Origin of the sequence: Rhizobium sp. 1399 (assembly GCF_031455475.1) — a bacterium.
Classification (GTDB): domain Bacteria; phylum Pseudomonadota; class Alphaproteobacteria; order Rhizobiales; family Rhizobiaceae; genus Rhizobium.
Window position 1 is genome coordinate 828166 of sequence record NZ_JAVDSU010000002.1, and the last position, 24072, is coordinate 852237.

Consider the following 24072-nt stretch of genomic DNA (forward strand, 5'->3'; position numbering starts at 1 on the left):
CAAAGTCGCGTCGCTCGAGCGGGCGGCGCAGACAAGGAGAGAGTGAATGGAGTTCGCCGCACAAGGCTTCCGAATTCAGGGTGAACAGCGTCTATACCAGATCGTTGCCCGGCGCATCGCCCGCATGATCGAGGCGAATACCGCAAATCCGGACTGGCGCATGCCCTCGGAGCGAGAGTTGGCCGAAGAGCTCCAGGTCAGCCGGCCTGTTGTACGTGAAGCAGTTATTGCGCTCGAGATGCGCGGCATCGTCGAGGTCAAGGGTAGGGCGGGCATCGTTGTGCTGCCCGCACGAAACATCTCGAACAATTTTGAGAAGATCAGCGCCGATATCGGCCCGGGCCCATTCGAATTGTTGGAGGCACGGCTCGCAGTCGAGTCGAGCGCAGCCGCGATGGCTGCGGAACGAGCGACGAATTACGATATCCTGGTGCTGGAAGAATGCATTGCCCAGATGGAGCAGGAGACAAATGTCATGCTGCTCAAGGAAAAGGGCGACCGCGACTTCCACATGACAATCGCGCGCATGACGGGTAACGCCATCATCGTCTCGATTGTCGAGGCCCTCTGGGCGCAGCGAGACGAATCCGTGATGTGGCGCAAGCTCCACGAACATATTCACGCACCAAGTGTGCGCCCGCTATGGATCGGCGACCACCACGCCGTCCTGACAGCCCTTCGCCTGCGTAACCCGGACGCCGCCTACAAGGCCATGGCCCGCCACATACGCAACGTAAGCAACGAGTTGATGGACGCATACGAGCGCGGCCGGTTTTCCCCGGACATCATGCAGCTCGACGAAAAGAAGGGCCTATGAAAATGCTGAAATCCTTCGAGCATGTTGGCATGACGGTCAGCGACATGGATCGCGCCATCGAATTCTATTGCACACTTCTTGGCCTGCGCCTGCATTTGCGCAAGACTGCGTCCGATGGCTCTCATATCGCCTTCCTCGATGCCGGCGGCGCTATGCTGGAAGTCTTCGCGCCCGCCGACGGCGCGGCGCGGGCCGTCGACGTCCCGGAAGGTGTCGCTGGCCTCAGGCACCTGACTTTCCTCTTTGAGAACATCGACGAGACCTTCGCGAAGCTCGAGAAGGCCGGCGTCGAGCTAAAGGAGCGGCCGCGCCTCGCCATCAATCGCGAGATACTGCACAAAGTGGCGTTCGTGCGCGATCCTGATGGCATCCTCATCGAACTTGCTGAACGAGCGAACTAAAGCTTCATCGCCGACAGCCTCAGGCTTTCGCAGACACGCATCCGTCCATGAGTTCGACAGCAAGGGAAAAGCGCGCCGCCCATCGGGGCCGGCCGTATCGAACTCCCGTTTGGTCCGGCCGACGAAAGGAATGATTACCGCCAGTCGCGATCGTGATCCCAGCGATCGTAGCGTCTGTATTCGCGCCAGCCACGATGCGGACGATCCCAACCGTAGCTGCGATCCCAACCGTAATAGCGTCGCGGCGGCGGTGCCCACCGATTGGGTCGGCAAAAGCCGCGCGGGCTCAGATGATAACCGCGGCCACACGCATAGTCGACCGTTATGACGTTCGAGGCTGCCAGCGCCGTTACGTTGCCAACAGGCGCGGCATTTGCGGCTCCGGCTGTTATTCCGGCTGCGAGAAGGGCCACAGTGACTAGAAGTTTTCGCATCTTCGTTTCTCCGATTGTCGGAGGGATTTAGCGCCTGTCCCGGTGAACCGAGGCTGAAAACGCCGTTCACCTGAGTGACAGCTTCAGCTGCTAGTCGCGCTCCCAGCGATCACGTCGATCATCGCCGCGTCGATCGTTGTTGCCGGAGTTGGATGTTTGCAAATGCTCCAGCACCTGCAGAACTGCGTCGGCGCAGTCCTTCGTGGAGTCCCCGTCGGCGCACCTGAGGTCGATCCTGGTCTGGCCGTTCTCGATGTGGAACCGGGCGCCGCGCTCCCTCGGCTGCGAATGCCAATCAGCGTCCGCACGCTCTTCGTTCTTGCTTGAAGAATTCGGCGCAGGTGGCGGATTTTCCTTACTGGCTTCTGGCGACGAGGGTGGAAGCGGCGATGGTTCAGCTGGGGCCTGCGCAAAGGCGCAAGTGGAGATCAATCCAAAGATAGCCGCCGATAGTCCTATAATTTTCTTCATGACGTTACCTCGCTTTTGTGCGGAGGTAACGATGGGTCGAGGCGATAGTTCCTATTGAGGGGCTGCGACTGGTGCGTGACGATGCGGACGACTGTATCGTTCAGTCGATCTTGCCTGTCACGAACAGATTGCATGCTGCTGCAAGCACTGTCGTGCCTGTCGGCTCGCAGAAAAGTTCTGCCTTGCGAATTGGACCTGGCGCAAGAGATCGCATACTTCCTTTGGGTCCGATCAATAACTCAATGAAGGCCCTGCAGCCGATTTCGCCGCTCATTCAACAATTCATGTTGGACCAGGTCTCTCGCTTCGTTCGAAAGACCATTCGGCCCGGATAGTCCGAGCTCGGTTAACCTCGCTTCGATCGCCTTGGGAATGCTGTCCGCCTCGTGCTGGCAGAGCCGCACAAGCCACTTCCATTCGTCGCTTGTCATGTCCCTTCGCGCGACCATCAACTGCCTCCCAGCCAAGGACAACCGTAATTTTGAGAATACCATAATTCTCGTCGAAAGGCAGCAATGTCAGCCGCCGCACAATCGAGCCTTCCGAACTCGTCCGATCGAAGGCGGTCCAAGGTTCTGAGCTGGTTCCTCACATCGTCCTCATCCCATTGGCGGGTAGAGTGGCGTGACTTCGCGACATAGATCCCGAGGCAATTGCATAGTTTACGCAGGCTTGCAGGCATGGACCTGAGCCGTTGGGGTCGCCGAACAGTCGACGCCGTCTTGGGGTGCCGATTTCATCAGCCGGAACCTTTCGCCAGCAAGCTCGGAAAGCGTGTGTTCGTCCCTTAAATCGGGTTGCGGAGAATGGGAAGAGTGGGACGGCTGCAACCTATCCTTGACTCTGATAGCCTGCTATCCGACAGTACCGCCTGTTAAATCCATGGGGATTCGATGGGCCTCACGAAAGGCTTCACGATTGTCGGCAGGGCCGCAATAGCCGCCATCGTGTCAATGTTCCTTGCGCTCTCGCTTGTCTTGGGCTTCTGGCTGCATTCGAGCTACATGTCCGCTTTCAGGCGTGGAGAAGATCAGGTCACAGCCACGGCCAAGATCGTTGCAGCCAACGCGATCTGGATCAACTCCCTGGCGCGCCAGACCCTTCACCGCATGGATGATGCCTTCGGAACGGCGGAAGCCTTGTCAGACGGGGAGCGCATTCGAAGGTTCAACGCCGCGACGGCCGAATTGCCGACCACTGCAACCGCCTATGTGGTCGCCGCGGACGGGACCCTGCTTTATTCGACCGACCGGGAAAGCAGCCCCGCCGACATCGTCGACCAGACCTTTTTCCGTCGCCTGGCCAATGGCGCAGAGGACCATACGTCGGCGATGACGGTCATGCGCAACACAGATCGCCACGTCTTCCTCTCGGCTGCGCGCATCGAGCGGAACGACAAGTTCGAAGCCGTCGCGATCCTGGCGTTTGATGTGGGGATGCTGCGATCGATCTGGGACGCTGCGTCGCTCGGGCCAGGCTCGACGGTGAGCTTCCTGAGGCGCGATGGAAAGCTGATCGCAAGATATCCCGAGCCGAAAGAAGCTGTCGATCTCGGCAACTACGTCCTGTTCACCGACTATATGCGCAAGGCAACGTCGGGCTCTTATGTGTCTGTCTCACCCGTCGACCAGGTCGAAAGGTTGGTGGCATACCGCATCGTCGAGCGCACACCCTTCGTCGCCATCGCATCGGCCGACACCGCGGCAATCCTCAAGCCTTTCTGGACCGATGTTTCGATTGCCGCGCTGATCGTTCTTCTGGCCCTTTGCGCGGCCGTGATCGGCGGATTGAAGATCCTGAGGCTGGCGCATGCGGACGCGCGCCACACCGCCGAACTTGCCGAGGCGCTTCGAACCAATCAGGTGCTGATGCGGGAAATTCATCATCGGGTGAAAAATAATCTGCAGACCGTGATGGCGCTCATCCGGCTGCAGGGGTTGCGGCCTGAAACCGTCCGGAGGGTGAACGAGCGGATCGTCGCCATGTCGGCGGTGCACGAACAAATGTACGGCTTCGATCAGTTCAGCAGCGTCACTGCACGGCAGTTCGTCCCAAACCTGGTTCGCACGCTGGTCGGGCTGCATGATCGCGAAATCAAGCTGACCTTCGAGATCGACGACATCAGGATCGATGCGGACAAGGCCACGCCATTTGCATTGCTGTTGAACGAACTTCTGACAAACAGCATGAAATACGCCTTTGTCGGCCGGGCCGACGGACATATCCGCATCAGGCTGCTTCAGCGTCCCGACGGCAAGGTCCTGCTTGAAGTGGCGGACGACGGCGTCGGATATGAGCCGGTTGCAACGGAAACCGGCATGGGAAGCAGGTTGATCAAATCCTTCGTCGGCCAGATGGATGGGACTTACGGTACCGAGCGGGCGCAAGGTACCGTCTTTACCGCTCTATTGTCGATTACCGCACGGTAGCCGCCACACGTCCATGGACCTCAGATCTACGGTGATCTGCTGGCGATCTGGAAGACCTAGGCAAATGACGTTCGTGATTCGCATCGACAGCCGGCTGGCGATGCGGTCTGACGGGTTGAAGCATACCCATTCGGAAGCCGAGTTATGATACCAGCTCTGCTGTCACTGCGTATCTTTAGGGGGAAAGTTCAGTCTCGTCGCAGCTTGGCATTGCAAGTTTCCTACCCTGGATTATTTGATAGGGCTCGAAGAACACATCCGGAGTGTCCGTTGAACAAAACCCGGCCAGCGCTCCTTCTCATTACGGCGTCGCTCATTCCGGTCATCATACTGGCGGCGCTGATGGGAAGGTTCTTCATCAAGGAGCAGCAAGCCGCTCTCGACGATGACATTCGCGGCCGGGCAGCGACGCTGGCCGCTACTCTTCAACGTGAACTCAAGAGCCAGATCCAGTTGCTCTCGATCGTCGCCGACTCTCCCCGCCTCGACCCTCCGATTCCCCGCGCGGCTTTTGCCGAGACTGCGCGGCGTCTGCGCGATCGTGTGCCCGAGTGGGAGCAGATCCGCATTTCGAATGAGAAGGGCGAAGTGGTTCTGTCGTTCCCGCCGCTCGATCCGTCGGCTGATACGCACGTTGTGGACATGGAAAGCCACGACGACCTGGTTCGCACAGGTGTCGCCCTGGTCGGCAATATCGCCATCGGGCCGAAAGGCCAGGCGGCCTTTGCGTTGCGCGCCCCGATCCAGAGAAGCGATCGTTTGAAAGCCGTCCTGTCGGTGGTGATCCGTCCAACGATCGTGACCAAACTGCTTTACGCCAATGGACTTCCAGGATCCTGGTCGGCCTGGATCGTCGATGGACGGGACCGTCTGGTGGCATCGACCGGCGCTCCCGCGCTTGCCGGTAATCCGGCCAGCGAATTCGCAACCTTCTCCGGCCAGGACATCGGCGCGGCCACGCTCAAGGACGGGATGGAGCTTCGGGTCGCCGAAGTCGCGCTCGCCGACACGCCCTGGCGGGTGAGGGTTGGCCTGCCGGTCTCCGACTACGAGCGGCTGGCGCGCAGGGCCACCATGCTGCTCGTGACGGCGAGCTGTTTCACGTTCCTGCTGTCAGGCTCGGCTGTATTCCTCTTCTATAGGGAGGTGCGCGCCAGAAATCGGGAATGGGAGAGTATGGCCAACTGGCAGCGGATGGATGCGCTTGGAAAGCTGACGGGGCAGGCGGCCCACGATTTCAACAATCTCCTGATGGTTTTCCAGTCCGGAGTGGAGGGCATCAAGAGGCGACGAAATGACGAACAGCGTGTGACGCAGCTTCTGGCGCATATGAGCGATGGAGTCGCTCGGGGAAAGGCGATCACGCAAAGGCTGCTGTCGTTTTCAAGACGCTCAAACCAGGGCGCCTCCCAGGTCGAGCTGGACGTCAGGCTTGCCGAATTGTCTCCGCTGCTGCGCCAAGCCGTCAACGACGCGATCCTGATGGAGATCAGGGTTCCGGAAGATACCTGGCCGGTTCACGTCGATCCTGCGGGGCTTGAAATTGCCCTGATCAACATCCTGACGAATGCGCGCGAAGCCATGACGGCAGGCGGAAAGGTCACCATTTCCGCCCGCAATGTGCTCGACGCCGCCACCGAGGATTCCGGGCTGGAGGGGCCGTTCGTCGCGCTGACGATTTCCGACACCGGGACAGGTGTTGCCCCGGAAAATCTCGCACGGGTGTTCGAGCCGTTCTTTTCTACCAAGAAGAATGGTGGCTCGGGCCTTGGTCTGACGCAGGTCCACAGTTTCGCCACCGGCAGCGGCGGTGCAGTCAAAGTCGCAAGTCTGGCCGGCCACGGCAGCGCCTTTACCTTGCTTCTGCCGCGATCAAACGAGCCGCGGGCGGTGCGTGCGGATACAGCTCCTTCGGCGAACCTTCCCCGTACAATCATGATCGTCGACGACACACCGGCATCGTTGGAATCCGTGCGACTGGCGCTTGACGGCATCGTGCCGACGATCTTCGTCGCCGCAGGTGGACCCGAGGCGATCGAGATCCTGAACCGTCATCCTGAAATCGAGGCGATCGTCAGCGACATCATGATGCCGGGCATGTCAGGCATCGAGCTTGCCGAGGAGATCCGCCGCAGAAATGCGTCTCTGCCCGTCGTGCTGATGACTGGCTATAGCGACAGGCTGGAGGCCGGTACGGAAGTCGGACGTCCGGTCGTCCCGAAACCCTTCAAGGTCGAGGATCTGGCCGCCTGCCTGGAGAAGGCGAAAACCTCGGTGGTCCAATCGGCAAACGTCGTACGTCTGGAAATTCCGACAAAGGGCTGATCAGCCGACACCTGTGTGAGACTCATTTTTTCGCGCGACTGCGGCAAACCCACGCCGGTACCGATGCTTCTCTCCATCGGCGGTCACGCTGATATCCACCGGCCCTTTCGAACGGAACCCAGGTCAATCTTTGCCGTTTGCCCTTTGCGGAGATGCGACGCTGGAACAAGCGCCAAGTGAGGCGGTCACCGGTCAGGTCGCCTCGTCAGACAATTCGGTTGGAGCATGCGGTGTTATGATTACGAGCGAACAGCTGCGTGCAGCTCGCGCGCTATTGCGGTGGAAGCAGAAGGACCTTGCCGAAGCCGCGCGGGTTTCATTGCCCCTGATCCAAGAGCTTGAAGCCATGCCAGGGCAGCTGGAGGCAGAGGCGCGAGCAATTGACGCGATCGTCAACGCAGTCCATTCGGCAGATGTTTCGTTTCTCGACGGAAACTATTCGAGCCCGGGCGGATCCGGTGTCCGGTTCAGCCAACCGGCCGGGACCAATCTGGATACCATTGAAGACGAAACGATCCAGTACCGGGAATTCTTCGAGAATGATGCACCGCCCGGTGCGGGCGGCTGAGACTACCGGCGCCGAGCATCGCGGACGAAGGTTCAGACAGAAAGCTGCGGGACGCCACGTCGCGTCCCGACTTGCCCTCATTTTATCGGCGGCGAGGCCTTGCCAAGCTTGACGGAGGGTTCCCGGCCCCAGACCCTCAGCTTGCCGAGTTCGGTGACGAAGGCGGCGATGCCATCTTCCCCGGGCAAGCTCAGCACGCCCTCGTCGATACTTTCGGAAATTCCCGCCTTTTCAAGCAGCGGCAGTGCCGACGGATCATAGCCGATGAACTTGCAATGCTGGAAGGCGTCGGCGACGAAGTCGCGAGCCGTAGCCTCCTTGACGAGATCCTCGATGGCCGCCGGCGAGGTCAAAAGTGCGATCGCATCGAAAAGCACCGAGGGTGCGCCATCGATCATATGCTGCGCTTCGATCCGAGTGCCGTCCGAAGCGGTCACGCCACCGACCTTCGGAGCGATCAGTTCGAAGACGGCTTTCTGCCTGAGGAGCGCTGTTGTCAGGCCCTTGAGCAGTTTGGCGTCGACGCCGTCGGTGATCAGGATGCCAAGCTTGCGCCCCTCGAAGCGTCCTGGACCGCGTTTCACAATGCTGAGCGCCGGTGAGGGCTCCAGGTCCTGGCGCGTTGGAATGGCGGCTTCAGCTGGTTTCGGCAGAGACTGCAATCCGAGTTTTTCTGCGACGGTGGTCGCCAGCGTTTCGTCGATATTGATAAGATGGGATACCATCCGCTCGCGGATGATAGGATTTTCGACCTTGCTGAGTTCGAAGGTCAGCGCCATGGCGATGTGGCGCTGCTCGGGCGGCGTCTGGCTGATGTAGAACTGGCGCGCCTGGCTGTAATGGTCGGCGAAGCTTTCCGGGCGCAACCTGAGCTTTGGACCTTGTTCCTCGGACGCGAAATGTCGAAAGCCTTTCTGAGGCGATTCCCGTGGACCCTCTCCCCAGGAATTCGGCTGGTAGTTGACCCGGCCGACCGGATTGCGCATCGCCATGTGACCGTCCTGCTGAAAGGTATGGAAGGGACACTTGGGCGCATTGATCGGCAGATGCGTGAAGTTCGGCCCGCCGAGGCGCTTGAGCTGAGTGTCCAGATAGGAAAAGTTCCGGCCCTGCAGAAGCGGATCGTCGCTGAAGTCTATCCCCGGTGGAACGTTCTGCGTCATGAAGGCGACCTGTTCCGTCTCGGCGAAGAAATTGTCGGGCATGCGATCGAGCACCAGCCGACCGATCGGTTGAACGGGAAGGATTTCTTCCGGGATGATTTTCGTCGGATCGAGCACGTCGAAATCGAATGTATCGGCAAACTCCTGATCGAAGAGCTGGACACACAATTCCCACTCCGGAAAATTGCCCGACTGGATCGCCTGCCAGAGATCACGGCGATGGAAGTCCGGATCGGCGCCGTTGATCTTGACCGCCTCGTTCCAGGCGACGGACTGCAGCCCGAGCTTCGGTTTCCAGTGGAACTTGACGAATGTCGACTGATCCTTGGCGTTGACGAAGCGGAAGGTATGGACGCCGAAGCCCTCCATGAAGCGGAAGGAGCGGGGGATCGCCCGGTCGGACATGACCCACATGATCATATGCATGCTTTCCGGCGTCAGGCTGATAAAATCCCAGAAGTTGTCATGGGCGGACTGCGCCTGCGGGAATGCCCGGTCCGGCTCCGGTTTCACGGAATGGATGATGTCGGGAAACTTGATGGCGTCTTGGATGAAGAAAACAGGGATGTTGTTGCCGACGAGGTCCCAGTTTCCCTCCTTGGTATACACTTTCACGGCAAAGCCGCGAACATCCCGGGCAAGATCGAAGGACCCCTTGCTGCCGGCAACCGTCGAAAAGCGCACGAAGACGGGCGTCTTTTCGCCTGGGCGCTGGAAGACGTCGGCCCGCGTATAGTCAGCCAGGGACTTATAGGTCTCGAAGAAACCATGTGCGCCGTAGCCGCGCGCGTGGACCACGCGTTCGGGAATGCGCTCATGGTCGAAATGGAAGATCTTTTCGCGGAAGTGGAAGTCATCGATGAGCGCAGGTCCAGGAACCCCAACGTGCAGGCTGTTCTGATCGTCTGCTATGGGTCCGCCTTGGGCGGTCGTTAGAACCGGATGCCCATCTTCGGCGAACTGATGAAGCTCGCCACCTTCGCCGCGATGGAGTTTCTGGTCGTGGATCGTCGCTGTGTTTGTTCTGGCGGGCGTCGACGTTTTCTTGGTCATTGTCTCAATCCCTTACGATATGTGTGAATTGCCGATTGGAGAAAGGCCGCCCTGGTGGGCGGCCTTCTCGTGGGACCTATGTCGGTTCAGGCGGCTTTCTTCCCCTTGGCGTTGGCCGAGGCGAGTGCGAGCTCGGTCAGCTTCTTGTCCGTGGCCTCTTCCTCGGCGAGGTTTGCCTGAAGAAGGGCGACAGCGTCGTTGAGGCCGATCTGCTTGGCCCAGGTGATCAGCGTGCCGTAGCGTGCGATTTCATAGTGCTCGACGGCCTGTGCTGCCGAGATCAGACCGGCATCAAGGGCGACCGTGCCCTTGTATTCCTCCATGATCTCTTCGCCTTCGGCAATGATGCCCTGGATGGCCTCGCAGGTCTTGCCGCGGGCCGGTTTGTCCAAAAGTCCGAAGACCTGTTCGAGGCGTTCGATCTGGCCCTGAGTTTCATCGCGATGCTTGAGGAAGCCGGCCTTACCGTCCTCGGACTGGGCGGCGCGCGCCATTTTTGGCAGAGCCTTCAGGATCTGTTTTTCCGCGAAGTAAATGTCCTTGAGTGTATCAAGGAAAAGGTCGTCGAGCGTCTTGGTGGCTGCCATGATGGGGTCCTTCTGTGGCGAAGCGCTGTTGGTGCTAATCCGTCCTTCCGTCTACCGGGTGCGGACGCATTCCCAATGTCTGCGCGGCGTGATTGTTCCCGTCCCCGACCGTACTGGAACGAAAGACACCCGGTCGGCGGTTGCTTCGCCGCCCTGGCGCCTCCTTGAGGTGAACCTTCGAACCAGCTGGAACGTCAAAGGCCGGCATTGTGCGCCGGCCGCTCGACAGTCTAGCTGGCCTCAGAGCGCGCCAGCTCACAGGATCGGTTTGCCGCCCGTCACGGCAATCGTTGCCCCCGAAACATAGCTCGACAGCGGATCGGCGAGCATCACATAGGCGGTCGCAAGCTCGGCGGGCTGGCCAGGACGTTGCATCGGGACCTGCTTGCCGAAATTCCTTACGGCTTCGTCCGGCATCGTGGAGGGAATGAGCGGGGTCCAGATCGGGCCCGGCGCGACGGCATTGGCGCGAATGCCCTTCTCCGCCAGCATTTGGGCGAGACCGGCCGTGAAGTTCTGGATGGCGCCCTTGGTCGTCGCATAGGCGAGCAGGTGCGGGCTTGGACTATCGGCATTGATTGAGGCGGTATTGATGATAGCGCTGCCCGCTTTCATATGCGGGACTGCCGCCTTGGTCAGATAGAACATCGCATGGATATTGACCTTGAAGGTCAGCTCCCACTCGTCATCGCTGATCTCGCTTATATCCTTGAAGCTTGCCTGATGCGCCGCGTTGTTGACGAGGATGTCGATGCCGCCAAGTTCGCTGCGTGCGGTTTCGATGATGTGGCGGCAATGCTCGGGATTCTGCAGATCGCCCGGGACGAGGATGGCCTTTCGCCCTGCCTCTTCGATCCACTTTTTGGTTTCGCGTGCGTCTTCGTCCTCGTCGAGATAGGCGATGAGAACATCCGCACCCTCGCGGGCATAGGCAATCGCAACGGCCCGTCCGATGCCGCTGTCGCCGCCGGTAATGACGGCCTTCCTGCCGGTTAGTCGGCCAGACCCGCGATAGGTCTGCTCGCCGTGGTCAGGTACCGGCGACATCGCCTCGGTCGTGCCCGGCATGGGCTGGCGCGGCGTATCGAAGGGTGGGGTCGGGTAATTGGCCATTGTCTGTTCCTCCAGGTTTGAGACCGCGGACCGGCGCCAGATGACGTCGGCCAAATGAACTTTCGGTCTTCGCTCGCGGCAGAAGCGGGGCGAACGTTCCGGAACAACAACTCGTCGGTCGGCCGGCAGTTCCCTGTCAGTTCGCAGGGATGACCCAGATCGAACGCGTGCCTGACGCAGCGCGCAGTCGAAACCGAAGCGCGCATTTCCACGGGGCAGCGTAATCATCCTTTCAAAACGAATTATCGGCAGCTGACAACGGCTCTTGACAGGCAATCCCTTGTGATGGAGGGTAAGTAAAGCGTTTTACTAAAGCGGTTTACAAAGCTAATGGCGCAAGGACGAACCCCGGGGTTAAAGGATGTCGCGAAAGCGGCGGGCGTGTCGGTAACGACAGTCTCACGCATGCTGAACGGTTCGCTGGATCTGCCCGCCCTCACCAAGCAGCGTATCGAAAATGCTATCACTTCCCTCAAGTACCAGCCGAACCCTCACGCGCGGCGGCTGAGCCGCGGTCGTTCCGACACGATCGGACTGGTCGTGCCCGATATCGCCAACCCATTCTTCGCGACCATGGTGGCGGCGGTCGAAGAGGAGGCGAACGACCGGGGGCTTGCCGTTTCGCTCTATGCCACTCTCAACCGGACCGGCCGTGAAGTCGCCTATCTCCGGCTGCTCGAGCACAATCACGTCGATGGCCTGGTTTTCGTCACCAACCATCCCGACAACGGAGACCTCGCAGCTCTCATCAATCGAACAGGCAAGGTCATCGTCGTCGACGAAGACGTTCCGCTTGCCAGTGTCCCGAAGCTCTTCTGTGACAACTTTCAGGGCGGCCATCTCGCGGGACGCCATCTGGCGGAGTTCGCTCATCGCGATGTGCTCTATGTCGGCGGCCCTGATGCGATGATCAGCACGCAACGGCGCTTCAACGGATTGCGCAAGGGCCTGCAGGAACGTTTCGGCGACGATACCTCGATCAGGCGCTACAGCGGCGAATATACGATCGCCTGCGGGCGGGACATGGCGCGCCGCTTCCTGGAAGAAGGCATGCCGGCGACCGCAATCTTCGCGAGCTCCGACGAAATCGCCATCGGCATGATCGAAGTCCTGAGGGAGAAAGGAATATCGATCCCCGAGGACTTGTCGATCATCGGCTTCGATGATGTCAGTCCGCTGCACCTCTTTGCGCCGCCGGTGACCGCGATCCGACAGCCGGTGCGCGCCATTGGCAGGCGTGCCCTATCCCTTCTTCTCGAAACAAACTGGCAGGAGAGCAAATCGCTCGCCACCGAGGAACTCGTGCCAGTCGAAATCGTCGTGCGGAACTCCGTTGCGCCGCCGTCGACCTATAATAAGCAACGAGAACAAAACCAGAGGATGAGAACATGAAACAGATCAGACGTCGGGCGTTTACCGCCGCTCTTGCCTTTACCGCGCTTGCCGGTGCAACGCTCGGAGCCTCACTTGCTCAGGCTGCAGGCAAGACCTATGCGCTGGTGCAGATCAACCAGCAGGCCCTTTTCTTCAATCAGATCAATGAAGGCGCCCAGAAGGCGGCGGATGCTGCCGGCGACAAGCTCGTCATCTTCAACGCCAACAATGAAGCGGCCGCACAGAACAGCGCCATCGAAAACTACATCCAGCAGAAGGTCGATGGCCTGATCGTCGTCGCAATCGACGTCAACGGCATCATGCCTGCCGTCAAGCAGGCTTCGGATGCCGGCATTCCGGTTGTCGCCATTGACGCGATCCTGCCGGATGGTCCGCAGAAGTCGCAGATCGGCGTCGACAACGGCAAGGCCGGCGCAGACATGGGCGCCTATTTCCTCGACTACGTGAAGAAGAACATGGGCGGCAAAGCCAAGTTCGGCGTGGTCGGCGCCCTGAACTCCTATATTCAGAACGTTCGCCAGAAGGGCTTTGAGGACGCTGTCAAGAGCGACGGCATCGAGACGGCTGGCGTCGTCGACGGCCAGAATATCCAGGACAATGCACTTGCCGCTGCCGAAAACCTGATTACTGGCAATCCCGACATGACGGCGATCTATGCAACCGGTGAACCGGCTCTCCTCGGCGCGATCGCCGCTGTCCAGAGCCAGGGCAAGCAGGACAGCATCAAGGTCTTTGGATGGGATCTGACCGCGCAGGCGATTTCGGGTCTCGACGACGGCTACGTGGTTGCTGTCGTCCAGCAGGATCCTGCTGGCGAAGGCAAAGCCGCGGTCGAGGCTCTTGCCAAGCTGACCGCAGGTCAGAGCGTTGAAAAGAGCATCTCCGTTCCGATCACGATCGTGACGAAGGAAAATGTCGAGCCGTACCGGGCCGTCTTCAAATGATGACGGACAACCGGCCTGTTTATGCCGGGGCCGGGGAGGCGCAAGCCTCCCCGCATTCCTCCGGCTCGTCCGTCCGGACACCTGCTGTTTCACTGCGCGGGATCCGCAAGACTTTCGGCTCGCATCAGGCGCTGCGTGGCGTCGATCTCGACCTCTTTCCCGGCGAGTGCCTCGGGCTTGTCGGCGACAATGCAGCCGGTAAGTCAACACTTACCAAAATCATCTCCGGAACCTATCTGCCGGATGAGGGGACGATTTCGCTGAACGGTGAGGAGGTCCATCTCTCCGGACCTGCGGACGCCCGCGGCCGCCATATCGAAATGGTCTTCCAGGATTTGAGTCTCTGCGACCATATCGATGTCGTCGGCAATCTGTTTCTTGGGCGCGAACTCACCAGAGGTCCGTTCCTCGATCGTCAGAAGATGATGAGCGAGGCGCGCAAGATGCTGGATGCGCTGGAAATCCGCATTCCGCGTCTCTCCGCCAAGGTCGAGAAGCTGTCTGGCGGCCAGCGCCAGGCGATCGCAATCGCCCGTGCCGCTTCCTTCCAGCCCAAGGTTCTGATCATGGATGAACCGACATCGGCCCTTGCTGTTGCCGAAGTCGAAGCCGTGCTCTCGCTGATCAATCGGGTCAAGGCGAAGGGTGTTTCCGTCGTCCTCATTACCCATCGTCTGCAGGATCTGTTCCGTGTCTGCGACAGGATTGCCGTCATGTACGAAGGCACCAAGGTTGCCGAGCGGGATATCGGCAAGACCAATCTCGAGGATCTCGTCAAGCTCATCGTCGGGGGAGAAAGACATTGACCGTCTACACCGAACGCGCCAAGGGCTCACCGATGGCGGATTTTCTGGGGGAGAATGCCCAGGTCCTGTCGATCGCCTTCTTCTTTCTGGCATGCCTCGTCTTCTTTTCACTGACGACCACCACCTTCATGACGACGGGCAACATCCTGAACATAGTGCGCCAGGCGGCGCCCATCCTCGTCGTCGCCATCGCCATGACCCTCGTCATCGTGACCGGCGGGATCGATCTGTCCGTCGGTTCGATGCTGGCCCTGATCAACGCCGTCGCTGCCATTACTCTTGCGACAGGCATACCCTGGCCGATCGTCTCGATCGGCATGCTCGCCTTCGGCGGCATCGTTGGTCTGCTGCAGGGCTGGTTCATCGCCTACCAGAACATTCCAGCCTTCATCGTCACCCTTGCCGGGCTTTCCATCCTGCGTGGCGTGGCTCTCTACCTGACACAGGGCTATTCCATTCCGATCAATAACGAGCCTGGCTTCTTTTACTTGGGGCGCGGCGAACTGGCGGGCTTTCCCATTCCGGCACTTATCGCAATCCTGGTCGCAATCGTCGGCTACGTCATCATGGCGGTCACCAAATATGGACGGCAGATTATCGCGGTGGGATCCAACATGGAGGCGGCGCGTCGCGTCGGCATGCCGGCCAAATGGATCGTCGCCTCGGTTTACCTCGTATCGGGCGTCGCCTCGGCGCTCGCCGGTCTTTTGATCGCGGCCCGTCTCGGCTCTGGCTCGTCGAATGCCGCTGTCGGTTTCGAACTGCAGGTTATCGCCGCGGTCGTGCTTGGCGGCACCTCCCTGATGGGCGGGCGCGGCACGATGATCGGCACGGTGCTCGGCACGATGACCATCGCCGTTATCGGCAACGGGCTGATCCTGATGCATATCTCGCCCTTCTTCACCCAGATCGTCACTGGCGCCATCATCCTCGTTGCTATCTGGCTGAACACCCGCATCTTCACCACCAGTTTCCGCCTGACGGGCAGGAGGAAAAGCTGATGGCAACGGACGAGCTTTCGCCGGGTCATGTGCGATCCGGGAATGTGATGACGGTCTCGGGGCCGGTTCCGGCGTCAGAGATCGGCGTCACATTGATGCACGAGCATATTCTCAACGATTGCCGCTGCTGGTGGCATGCACCGAAGACCTCCGAGCGGCAATATCTTGCCGAAGGTTTCGTCTGCATGGAGATCCTCGGCGAACTCAGGCAGGATCCTTTCGTCAACAAGCACAACATCACCCTCGACGATGAGCAGCTTGCCGTGACGGAACTCCAGGACTTCGCCGGCCTCGGCGGTCGAACGGTCGTCGAGCCAACGTGCCAGGGCATCGGCCGGGATCCTCTCGCCTTGCGGCGGATTTCCAGGGCGACGGGACTGAACATCGTCATGGGTGCCGGGTTCTATCTTGGTTCCTCGCATCCGGCCAAGGTCGCCGGCATGTCTGCTTCCCGGATCGCCGACGAGATCGTCTCCGAAGCCACCGTCGGCGCGGATGGTACCGACGTGAAGATCGGCCTGATCGGCGAGATCGGCGTGTCCTCCGATTTCACCGCCGAGGAGGAAAAGTCCCTGCGCGGTGCTGCCCAGGCGCAGGTGCGCACTGGTCTGCCTTTGATGGTCCATCTCCCCGGCTGGTACCGCCTGGGCCACAAGGTTCTCGATATCGTCGCCTCCGAAGGCGGCGATCTCAGGCATACCGTGCTCTGCCACATGAACCCGTCACATGACGATCTCACCTATCAGTCAGAGCTTGCCGCCCGCGGCGCGTTTCTCGAATATGACATGATCGGCATGGATTTCTTCTACGCCGATCAGCAGGTGCAATGCCCGAGCGACGAGGAGGCGGCTCGCGCGCTCGTCAAGCTCGTCGAGATGGGGCATACCGATCGCCTCCTGCTCTCCCACGACGTCTTCCTGAAGATGATGCTCAAGCATTACGGGGGCAACGGCTATGCCTATATCCTGCGCCACTTCCTGCCGCGCCTGAAGCGTCACGGTCTCGATGACGCGACGCTCGATATCTTCATGCGCGCCAATCCGAAATCAGTCTTTCAGGCCAGCGCCTGACCGTGACATAAAAGAAATGGAAACATCATGACAAAGAAGGTTCTTCTCGTCGGCGAAAGCTGGGTCAGTTCCGCCACGCACTACAAGGGTTTCGACCAGTTCGGAAGCGTCACGTTTCATCTCGGCGCCGAGCCGCTCGTTGCGGCACTCAAGGGCAGCGCATTCGAGCTGACCTACATGCCGGCCCATGAAGCGGTCGAAAAATTCCCCTTCGATATGGCGGGGCTCGACGCCTTCGATGCGATCATTCTTTCCGATATAGGCGCTAATTCCCTGTTGCTTCCCCCGGCGGTCTGGCTGCATTCGAAGACGGTTCCGAACCGATTGAAGCTGCTCAAAGCTTGGGTTGAAAAGGGCGGCGGTCTGCTGATGGTCGGCGGCTATTTCTCGTTTCAGGGCATTGACGGCAAGGCGCGCTGGCGCCGCACGCCGGTTGAGGATGTCCTGCCGGTCACGTGTCTGCCCTATGACGACCGAGTGGAAATTCCGGAGGGAACGACGCCGGTCCTCGTCAAGTCCGATCACGCCACGGTTGCCGGCCTGTCAGGTGAATGGCCTCTGCTTCTGGGCGTCAACGAGGTAGAAGTGCGCGAGCGCGACGATGTCGAAGTCATCGCTCGCCTGCCGGAAGAGCAAGGTGGCCATCCATTGCTGGTCACAGGCCGCTTCGGCAAAGGCAGAACCGCCGCCTGGACTTCGGATGTTGGGCCGCACTGGCTTTCGCCTGCCTTCTGCGAGTGGGAAGGCTACGGGCGTCTCTGGAAGAATATCCTCGGGTGGTTGACAGAGGCGAAGTAGGCGTCATTCGCCGGCGAGAATGCCGGCGAGTTCGGTCCTGCTCGGGAAGGCCGAACGCGTCCCGCGGCGGCTGACGGTAATGGCCGCCGCCGCAGTCGCATGATGAATGGCTTTGGTGTCGAGCGTGGTCGATCTGAGCGCGGCAGAGGCGAGGGCGACGGCCATGAATGTGTCGCCGGCACCGGTCGTATCGACGACCTCTGTGACACGGGCAGGAACGGTTGCCAGCACCTGATTGCCTCTGGCAAGGATTGCCCCGCTGCCGCCGAGGGTGAGCACGGTCTGCGCCACCCCGGCTTCGGCGAGGCGGTGGATCGCGGCCTCGCCGGATGATCCGGTCAGGCTTTCGGCCTCGCCCCTGTTGAGAAAGGCGATGTCGATGAACGGCCAGAGCTCGGCGAAATAGGGCCTGAGCGGCGATGGGTTGAAGGCGGTCGTCAGACCGCGGCGTCTGGCTTCGGCCAGAATGCCGCGGGTCACGTCTTCGCTGAGGTTGCCCTGCAGCACGACGAGGTCGCCGCCGACCGCATCGCCGAGCGGGGCAAGCGCCTCGGACAGGGTCAGTGCCTCGGCCGAGTCCGTCGTCGTGACGATGGCGTTTTCGCCATCGGGCGTCGTGAAGATGATGGAGAAATCGCTGGAGCGGTGAGGGCTGCCTAACAATCGGGCGTCCAGCGCTTCACCAGCAAGCTGGTCGCGGATCGTCTGGGCGCGAAAATCCTCGCCGACGGCTGTGACTAGCGTCGTGGGAAGGCCGGTGCGGCCCATTACGACGGCCTGATTGGCGCCCTTGCCGCCGAGGTCGCGGGTTTCCTCCCGACCGAGGATCGAGGCACCCGCTTCGGGCATGGACATTACAGAAATGGTTTCGTCGATGGCGACGTTACCGATGACATAGGCACGCATGGCGGGCTTTCAGAAGGGAAAGAAAAATGCAGCAGGTATCGGATAAGGCCACAAGCGCCATACGGGAAATATTCGGCACTGACAAGGCGCTGATCGGCATGATCCATTGCCCGCCCTTCCCGGGTGCTCCACGCTACCGCAACGCGGCAATGGATTCCATCTACGACACCTGCATGCGCGATGCCGAGGCGCTTGTCAAAGGCGGCATTCATGGATTGATCGTCGAAAATCACGGCGACATCCCCTTCTCCAAGCCGGAGGATATCGGCCACGAAACCGCAGCCTTCATGTCTGTCGTAACCGACCGCATCTCTCGTGCTGTCGGCGTACCGCTCGGCATCAATGTGCTTGCCAATGCGCCGATCCCCGCTTTCGCGATCGCGGCCGCCGGCGGCGCACGCTTCATCCGCGTCAACCAGTGGGCGAACGCCTATGTCGCCAATGAGGGCTTCATGGAGGGCCGCGCTGCCGAGGCCATGCGCTATCGCTCGCTGCTGCGTGCCGAACATATCAAGGTGTTTGCCGACAGCCACGTCAAGCATGGGGCACACGCCATCACCGCCGACCGGACGATCGATGAACTGACTCGCGATTTGGCCTTTTTCGATGCGGATGTGGTGATCGCTACGGGCCAGCGAACGGGCAATAGTGCAACGATGGAGGAGATCGAGGAAATCGGTGCTGCAACCCATCTTCCATTGCTCGTCGGCTCGGGCGTGACCAAGGATAATATCGTCGAGATCCTCAAGCGCACCAACGGTGTCATCGTCGCTTCTTCGCTGAAGGAGGGTGGCGTCTGGTGGAACCCTGTGGAGCCGGCCCGTGTCGCAGCCTTCGTCGAAGCCGCAAAACCCGGTCTGGAGTCGTGACGATCATGGTATCTCTCTCCGAACAGATGCTCGACGAGAACCGCGACGTCTTTGAAGCCATGGTCCGCCACCGCTTTGTCGAAGACATCAAGGCTGACCGTCTCCCGAATGAGGCCTTCGAACGATATCTCGTCTTCGAGGGTGCCTTCGTCGATACGGCAATTGCGATCTTCTCCTATGCCACTGCAAAGGCCGGGACCATCAAGGAGAAGCGCTGGTTGATCGGCGTCCTGGACGCGCTGGCAAACCAGCAGATTGCCTATTTCGAGAAGACCTTCGCAGCTCGCGCCATCGACCCCGCCAGCTATGACACCGGCCGAGCCGATGTCGCTGCGTTCCGAGAGGGAATGCTGGCGATTGCCCGTGACGGCGGTTTCCTCGATACGATCGCCGCCATGTTTGCCGCCGAATGGATGTACTGGACCTGGTCGACCGAGGCCGACAGAGCGGCCATCAGCGATCCACTTCTCAAGGAATGGGTCAAGCTTCATGCCGAACCGGAATTCGAAGCGCAGGCGCGCTGGCTGAAGGCGGTGCTGGACGAGGCTGGCGAGACGATGGATCTTGCCGAACGCAAGCGATTGAGCGCCATTTTCGGCCGGGCCCAACGCCTTGAGATCGACTTCCACGAAGCAGCCTATTCCTGAGAGCCCGCGCAATGACTGGCAATCCCGTTATCAATGAAGCACGTCTGCAGGAACGCCTGGATCGGTTTGCCGAGATCGGCGCGACCGCGGGCGGCGGCGTCAATCGCCAGGCTTTGACGGAGCTGGATCGAAAGGCCCGGCTGCTGCTGGCAGAGTTAGCAGAGGCGCGCGGTTTCGGCGTGTTCCAGGATCCCGCCGCCAATCTCTTCATCCGCCGCCCGGGCAGGGACGAGGCGGCGACGCCGCTTCTGATCGGCAGCCACCTCGATAGCCAGCCGTCTGGAGGCCGCTTTGATGGTGCGCTCGGAACGCTGTCGGCCTTCGAGGTCCTGGAAAGTCTTGAGGATGCGGGCGTTGAAACCGGAAGGCCGATCGAGGTGGTTGCCTGGACCAACGAGGAGGGATGCCGCTTCGCACCCGGCTGCATGGGGTCGTCAGCCTTCTCCGCAGGCGAAATTCCGCTTGCATGGTCCAACCTCATCGCAACCGATGGCGTACGGTTTGACGACGAGTTGAGGGCAACCGTTGCCAGTCTTCCGCAGGCCGCTATGCGCGCTCTCGGCTTTCCTGCTTACGCGTATCTCGAAGTGCATATAGAGCAGGGACCTTCTCTGGAGAAAGAGGATATTCCTATCGGTATCGTCACCGGCATTCAGGGGACGCGGTGGCTGGAAGTGACAGTCTCTGGCCAGACCGCCCATGCTGGGACCACCGCGCTCAACTATCGTCGAGATCCGCTTCGCGCGATGATCGCGGCCCTCGATGGACTTTACGCCGGTATCATGCCTCAGGACGACCGTGCTCGATTTACCGTCGGACGTATCGCCGTGGAACCCGGTGCCGTCAACGCTATCCCGCAGACGGCGCGATGCACTATCGACATCCGTCACCCGGATCCATCAGAGATCGAGCGGCTCAGCGCGGCCATCGAGCAGGTCTTCAGCGATCGTGCCCAAGCAGAACGTTGCCAGGTTGCGCTCAGGCAGACCTTCAATATGCCGCCGGCCAACTTTCCTCAAAAGGTGTTGGATGCATTGGACAGGGCCGCGGTGAAAGGCGGACTGGCAACCAGGAGAATGTTGTCAGGTGCCTTCCACGATGCGCTGTTCGTCAACCGGGTCGCGCCCGCGGCAATGATCTTCGTGCCTTGTCGCGATGGCCTCAGCCATAATGAAGCCGAATATGCGGCGCCGCATCATGTTGTCTCGGGCGCGCGCATGCTGCTGCTGTCGACGATCGAAATCCTGGAAACCGAGGTTTGAGCAGGCTTTGGATCGGGATTGATGGCGACAAACGCCGCATTGAAAGATGGCCCGTCGCAGAGATGGTTGCGCGTTTGAGGAAGGTGCGGATCAGCCCGCAAGCGGATGTATCAAGAAAGTGCGGGTGGTCGGGCCGGCGGACACACGTGGCGCCCAATGGTGTGCCTGAGCGTCATTCGCCCCGAGGAAACCGCTGGTTTTCCTCCAGCACGTTCAGATCCATATGATTGCGCATATATCGCTCGGCTGCTTTCTGCAGGGGTTGATAATCCCAGGGATAGTAGGCTCCCTCGCGCAAGGCCGGATAGACGACCCAGCGCCGAGCCTGACTTTCTCGAACCGCTTCATCGAAAGCTGCAAGGTCCCAACGTAACTTCGCCTGATCGAGAAGCGTGTCCAATGTGTTCGCATAGGCCGGATCTGCGGCCAGATTGACAAGCTCATAGGGATCGGCCTGAAGGTCGAACAGCAGGTGTGGGTCCTTCTCGCAAACCGTCAGTTTGAAGCGCCCGGCGCGAATGCCCACCAGCGGTGCGATCGATCCTTCTGCGGCATATTCCATCAAAACCGGACCGCGGGCTTTCGCGCCATTCAACAGCTGTGCCAAATCTTCGCCATCCGTCCATTTGGCAATCGCCGAAATATCCAGGCCGGCAAGGCATGCGAGCGTCGGTGTGACGTCAAGAGTGGAGACCGGCTGATCGATCAAGGCGGGTTGCCAGTTGGGTGCCGATATCATCAGCGGCACGCGCGCAGACCCGTCGAAGAAGCACATCTTGAACCATAGGCCGCGCTCGCCGAGCATGTCCCCATGGTCCGAGACGAACAGGATGACGGTATTGTCGCGCATCCGCCCCCGCTCCAGCACCTCGAGGATTTCCCCGACTTTCTCGTCGATATAGGAGATGTTGGCGAAATAGCCGCGCCTTGCCCGGCGGATCTGCTCTGCTGTAATATCGAAGGCCGTATAGTCGCAGGCTTCGAGCAGACGCTGCGAATGCGGATCCATCTCGTCGAAAGGCAGTGCCGGAACAGTCGGCTCAAGGGCCGGGCAGTCCTCGTAGAGATCCCAGAATTTGCGCCTGGCGACATAGGGATCGTGAGGATGGGTGAAACTAACGGTCAGGCACCAGGGACGCTCGTCCTGCCGGCGTGACAGGTCGTAGAGCTTGCGGGTGGCGTTGTAGGCGACCTCGTCGTCATATTCGAGCTGATTGGTGATCTCGGCGACCCCCGCGCCGGTGACCGAGCCGAGATTGTGATACCACCAGTCGATCCGCTCTCCAGGCTTGCGGTAATCGGGCGTCCAGCCGAAATCGGCCGGGTAGATATCGGTCGTCAGGCGCTCCTCGAAGCCGTGCAGCTGGTCAGGGCCGACGAAATGCATCTTGCCCGACAGGCTGGTGTGATAGCCGGCGGACCTGAGATGGTGCGCATAGGTCGGAATATCCGAGGCAAATTCGGCCGCATTGTCGTAGACGCGCGTCCGGCTCGGCAGCTGGCCCGACATGAAGGAGGCGCGCGCCGGAGCACACAGGGGGCTTGCCGTATAGCTATTGGCAAAGCGGACCGAACATGCCGCGAGTGCCTTGAGATGCGGCGCATGCAGGAAGTCGGCCGGCCCGTCCGGAAACAGCGTGCCGTTCAGTTGGTCGACCATGATGATGAGAATATTGGGACGGGCCATGATATGTCGCTGCTGTTCGTGTTCGATGGCTATTAGGCGGAAGGGCTTACGGATGTGTCCACCACCAGTTGGCGAACGCCTGACGGAACCGTCTTGTCGGCGGGGCGAGTGCCGATCGGATCCATTATCCTCTTCAGAAGCGGCGCTGGTCGTCGCATGAGTGATCCTCTTGGCGGCGTGGGTCGCAATTGACACATCGACGATAGCCGACTGCGTGACTGCGCACTATCGCCTCGCCGACATCGGTTGTTCCGGACAAGCGCGGGGGGTCTGTTTTCCAGCGACGGACCTACCGGCGACACCAAGGGTCGCGGCAAGACAGGCGTCGCCACACAGCGCGTGCATGATGCAGTATTGCCTGGCGGGCCATCGCCTCGACAGCATCTTGCGAGCACGCGGAAGGATCTTCATGTCGATCGCCCGACCGATGCCCACCGAAGAGGGCATTCTGGAATTTCTGGAGATTTGCGAAGGCTTTTATCCACCGGACGCGGTCGAAGCATCAATCCAGCAGCAACGGCAATGGTATGATGCACTCTGCGCGCGGTTTGACCACCTTCTGCCGCAGGGGCTGGTCTATGCCGATGGCATGGTGCTGCGTATACCGATCCGCCGATATCGGCCGCGGACAATCACGACATCAACTGTTCTCCTTTATCTTCACGGCGGCGGCTTCGTTGTCGGCTCGCTCGAAAGCCATCACTCGATCTGTGCTGAAATCGCCGATTTTGCCGGCGCTGAACTCGTTTCCGTCGATTACCGGCTGGCACCCGAGTACCGCTGGCCGGCGCAAAGTGAGGATTGTTTCCTCATCTTGAAACACCTGCTGTCGTCCGTTGGCAGCAAGGTCGTCATCATCGGCGATAGCGCCGGCGCCAATCTGGCGGCGGGGCTTGCGATCAGGGCGCTGGACGAGGCGCTACCCGGTGTTGCCGGTCAGGTTCTCGTCTATCCGGCGTTGGGCGGCGACCTGCAGAAGGGTTCCTATGTGGAAATGGCAAATGCACCTGGCCTGACCACGGCTGATGTCGCTTATTATCGCGACGTCCTGCAGGCTCCGTCGCGCCACCCTGTGGCCGCGCCGCTTCATGCGGGTTCGGTCGAGGGGCTTGCACCCGCCTTCATCACGGTCGCGCGGTTCGATCCCTTGCGAGACGACGGGCGCACCTACGCTGTCCTGCTTGCGGAGGCCGGCGTGGAAGTCTGGTTCCGCGAGGAACCGCAGATGGTGCATGCGTGGCTACGTGCCCGCCATATGAGCGAGGGTGCCCGGGCCGGCTTCAAGGCGGTATGCGAGGCGGCACGGCTCTTCGCATCGCGCTGACG

22 protein-coding genes are annotated in these 24072 nt (G+C 60.4%); 15 read left to right on the forward strand and 7 right to left on the reverse strand.

The window, feature by feature from the left end; translation table 11 throughout:
• Positions 1-46: 46 nt before the first annotated feature.
• The gene (locus J2X71_RS09930) at positions 47-817 is read left to right on the forward strand and encodes a FadR/GntR family transcriptional regulator (protein WP_310381750.1); all 771 of its coding nucleotides are present in this window, start codon (positions 47-49) and stop codon (positions 815-817) included.
• 2 nt (positions 818-819) lie between these two features.
• Positions 820-1218 carry a VOC family protein gene (locus J2X71_RS09935; protein ID WP_310382181.1) on the forward strand — a complete coding sequence of 133 codons (399 nt, stop codon included), beginning with the start codon at positions 820-822 and terminating at the stop codon, positions 1216-1218.
• Between the two features lie 134 nt (positions 1219-1352).
• Here J2X71_RS09935 and J2X71_RS09940 read toward each other — a convergent pair whose 3' ends face one another.
• Positions 1353-1652, reverse strand: coding sequence for a GCG_CRPN prefix-to-repeats domain-containing protein (locus J2X71_RS09940; protein ID WP_310381752.1), 300 nt, complete (start codon positions 1650-1652; stop codon positions 1353-1355).
• Between the two features lie 90 nt (positions 1653-1742).
• Positions 1743-2123: a hypothetical protein gene (locus tag J2X71_RS09945; RefSeq protein WP_310381754.1), complete on the reverse strand. Its 381-nt coding sequence runs from the start codon at positions 2121-2123 to the stop codon at positions 1743-1745.
• 893 nt (positions 2124-3016) lie between these two features.
• Between J2X71_RS09945 and J2X71_RS09950 the strand changes: the two genes are divergently transcribed.
• The 3 genes from J2X71_RS09950 (at position 3017) to J2X71_RS09960 (ending at position 7445) form a co-directional block, all read left to right on the forward strand.
• A complete protein-coding gene (locus tag J2X71_RS09950; protein WP_310381756.1) occupies positions 3017-4552 on the forward strand; it encodes a histidine kinase dimerization/phosphoacceptor domain -containing protein in 1536 nt (511 codons plus the stop codon).
• Positions 4553-4822: 270 nt separating this feature from the next.
• Positions 4823-6877, forward strand: coding sequence for an ATP-binding protein (locus J2X71_RS09955; protein WP_310381758.1), 2055 nt, complete (start codon positions 4823-4825; stop codon positions 6875-6877).
• A 235-nt stretch (positions 6878-7112) separates the two neighbouring features.
• Positions 7113-7445 carry a helix-turn-helix transcriptional regulator gene (locus J2X71_RS09960; RefSeq protein ID WP_310381760.1) on the forward strand — a complete coding sequence of 111 codons (333 nt, stop codon included), beginning with the start codon at positions 7113-7115 and terminating at the stop codon, positions 7443-7445.
• A 77-nt stretch (positions 7446-7522) separates the two neighbouring features.
• Here J2X71_RS09960 and catE read toward each other — a convergent pair whose 3' ends face one another.
• The 3 genes from catE to J2X71_RS09975 form a co-directional block, all read right to left on the reverse strand.
• Positions 7523-9661, reverse strand: a complete 2139-nt coding sequence (gene catE / locus J2X71_RS09965) for a catalase C (RefSeq protein ID WP_310381762.1) — start codon at positions 9659-9661, stop codon at positions 7523-7525.
• Between the two features lie 86 nt (positions 9662-9747).
• Entirely contained in the window at positions 9748-10248 is a 501-nt protein-coding gene (locus J2X71_RS09970) for a ferritin-like domain-containing protein (protein WP_310381764.1), read from the reverse strand.
• Between the two features lie 255 nt (positions 10249-10503).
• Entirely contained in the window at positions 10504-11361 is an 858-nt protein-coding gene (locus tag J2X71_RS09975; RefSeq protein ID WP_310381766.1) for an SDR family oxidoreductase, read from the reverse strand.
• 330 nt (positions 11362-11691) lie between these two features.
• Here J2X71_RS09975 and J2X71_RS09980 point away from each other — a divergent pair, with 330 nt between their 5' ends.
• Genes J2X71_RS09980 through J2X71_RS10005 form a run of 6 tightly spaced genes read left to right on the forward strand, consistent with a single transcriptional unit; the run spans position 11692 to position 17375 of the window.
• A complete protein-coding gene (locus J2X71_RS09980) occupies positions 11692-12753 on the forward strand; it encodes a LacI family DNA-binding transcriptional regulator (RefSeq protein ID WP_310381768.1) in 1062 nt (353 codons plus the stop codon).
• Positions 12750-13700, forward strand: a complete 951-nt coding sequence (locus tag J2X71_RS09985; protein ID WP_310381770.1) for a substrate-binding domain-containing protein — start codon at positions 12750-12752, stop codon at positions 13698-13700. Before J2X71_RS09980 ends, J2X71_RS09985 begins: the two co-directional genes overlap by 4 nt.
• Entirely contained in the window at positions 13697-14506 is an 810-nt protein-coding gene (locus J2X71_RS09990; protein WP_405049695.1) for an ATP-binding cassette domain-containing protein, read from the forward strand. Before J2X71_RS09985 ends, J2X71_RS09990 begins: the two co-directional genes overlap by 4 nt.
• A complete protein-coding gene (locus tag J2X71_RS09995; protein WP_310381772.1) occupies positions 14503-15507 on the forward strand; it encodes an ABC transporter permease in 1005 nt (334 codons plus the stop codon). Before J2X71_RS09990 ends, J2X71_RS09995 begins: the two co-directional genes overlap by 4 nt.
• Complete coding sequence (locus J2X71_RS10000) at positions 15507-16577, forward strand: phosphotriesterase-related protein (RefSeq protein WP_310381775.1); 1071 nt, start codon at positions 15507-15509, stop codon at positions 16575-16577. Before J2X71_RS09995 ends, J2X71_RS10000 begins: the two co-directional genes overlap by 1 nt.
• A 27-nt stretch (positions 16578-16604) precedes the next feature.
• Complete coding sequence (locus tag J2X71_RS10005) at positions 16605-17375, forward strand: glutamine amidotransferase (protein WP_310381777.1); 771 nt, start codon at positions 16605-16607, stop codon at positions 17373-17375.
• A 3-nt stretch (positions 17376-17378) separates the two neighbouring features.
• Here J2X71_RS10005 and J2X71_RS10010 read toward each other — a convergent pair whose 3' ends face one another.
• Positions 17379-18281 (reverse strand): PfkB family carbohydrate kinase, encoded by a 903-nt coding sequence (locus J2X71_RS10010; RefSeq protein WP_310381779.1) that lies wholly within the window; start codon positions 18279-18281, stop codon positions 17379-17381.
• A gap of 26 nt (positions 18282-18307) precedes the next feature.
• On the opposite strand from J2X71_RS10010, the gene J2X71_RS10015 reads away from it, so the two are divergent.
• From J2X71_RS10015 to J2X71_RS10025, 3 genes are read left to right on the forward strand one after another with little or no spacing between them, the layout of a single operon-like run.
• Positions 18308-19150: a BtpA/SgcQ family protein gene (locus J2X71_RS10015; protein WP_310381781.1), complete on the forward strand. Its 843-nt coding sequence runs from the start codon at positions 18308-18310 to the stop codon at positions 19148-19150.
• A gap of 5 nt (positions 19151-19155) precedes the next feature.
• Positions 19156-19797, forward strand: a complete 642-nt coding sequence (locus J2X71_RS10020) for a TenA family protein (RefSeq protein WP_310381783.1) — start codon at positions 19156-19158, stop codon at positions 19795-19797.
• Positions 19798-19808: 11 nt separating this feature from the next.
• Positions 19809-21059, forward strand: coding sequence for a Zn-dependent hydrolase (locus J2X71_RS10025; RefSeq protein ID WP_310381785.1), 1251 nt, complete (start codon positions 19809-19811; stop codon positions 21057-21059).
• A gap of 172 nt (positions 21060-21231) precedes the next feature.
• Here J2X71_RS10025 and betC read toward each other — a convergent pair whose 3' ends face one another.
• Positions 21232-22746 carry a choline-sulfatase gene (betC, locus tag J2X71_RS10030; RefSeq protein ID WP_310381787.1) on the reverse strand — a complete coding sequence of 505 codons (1515 nt, stop codon included), beginning with the start codon at positions 22744-22746 and terminating at the stop codon, positions 21232-21234.
• A gap of 409 nt (positions 22747-23155) precedes the next feature.
• Here betC and J2X71_RS10035 point away from each other — a divergent pair, with 409 nt between their 5' ends.
• Positions 23156-24070, forward strand: a complete 915-nt coding sequence (locus J2X71_RS10035; protein ID WP_310381789.1) for an alpha/beta hydrolase — start codon at positions 23156-23158, stop codon at positions 24068-24070.
• The last annotated feature ends 2 nt before the right edge of the window (positions 24071-24072 follow it).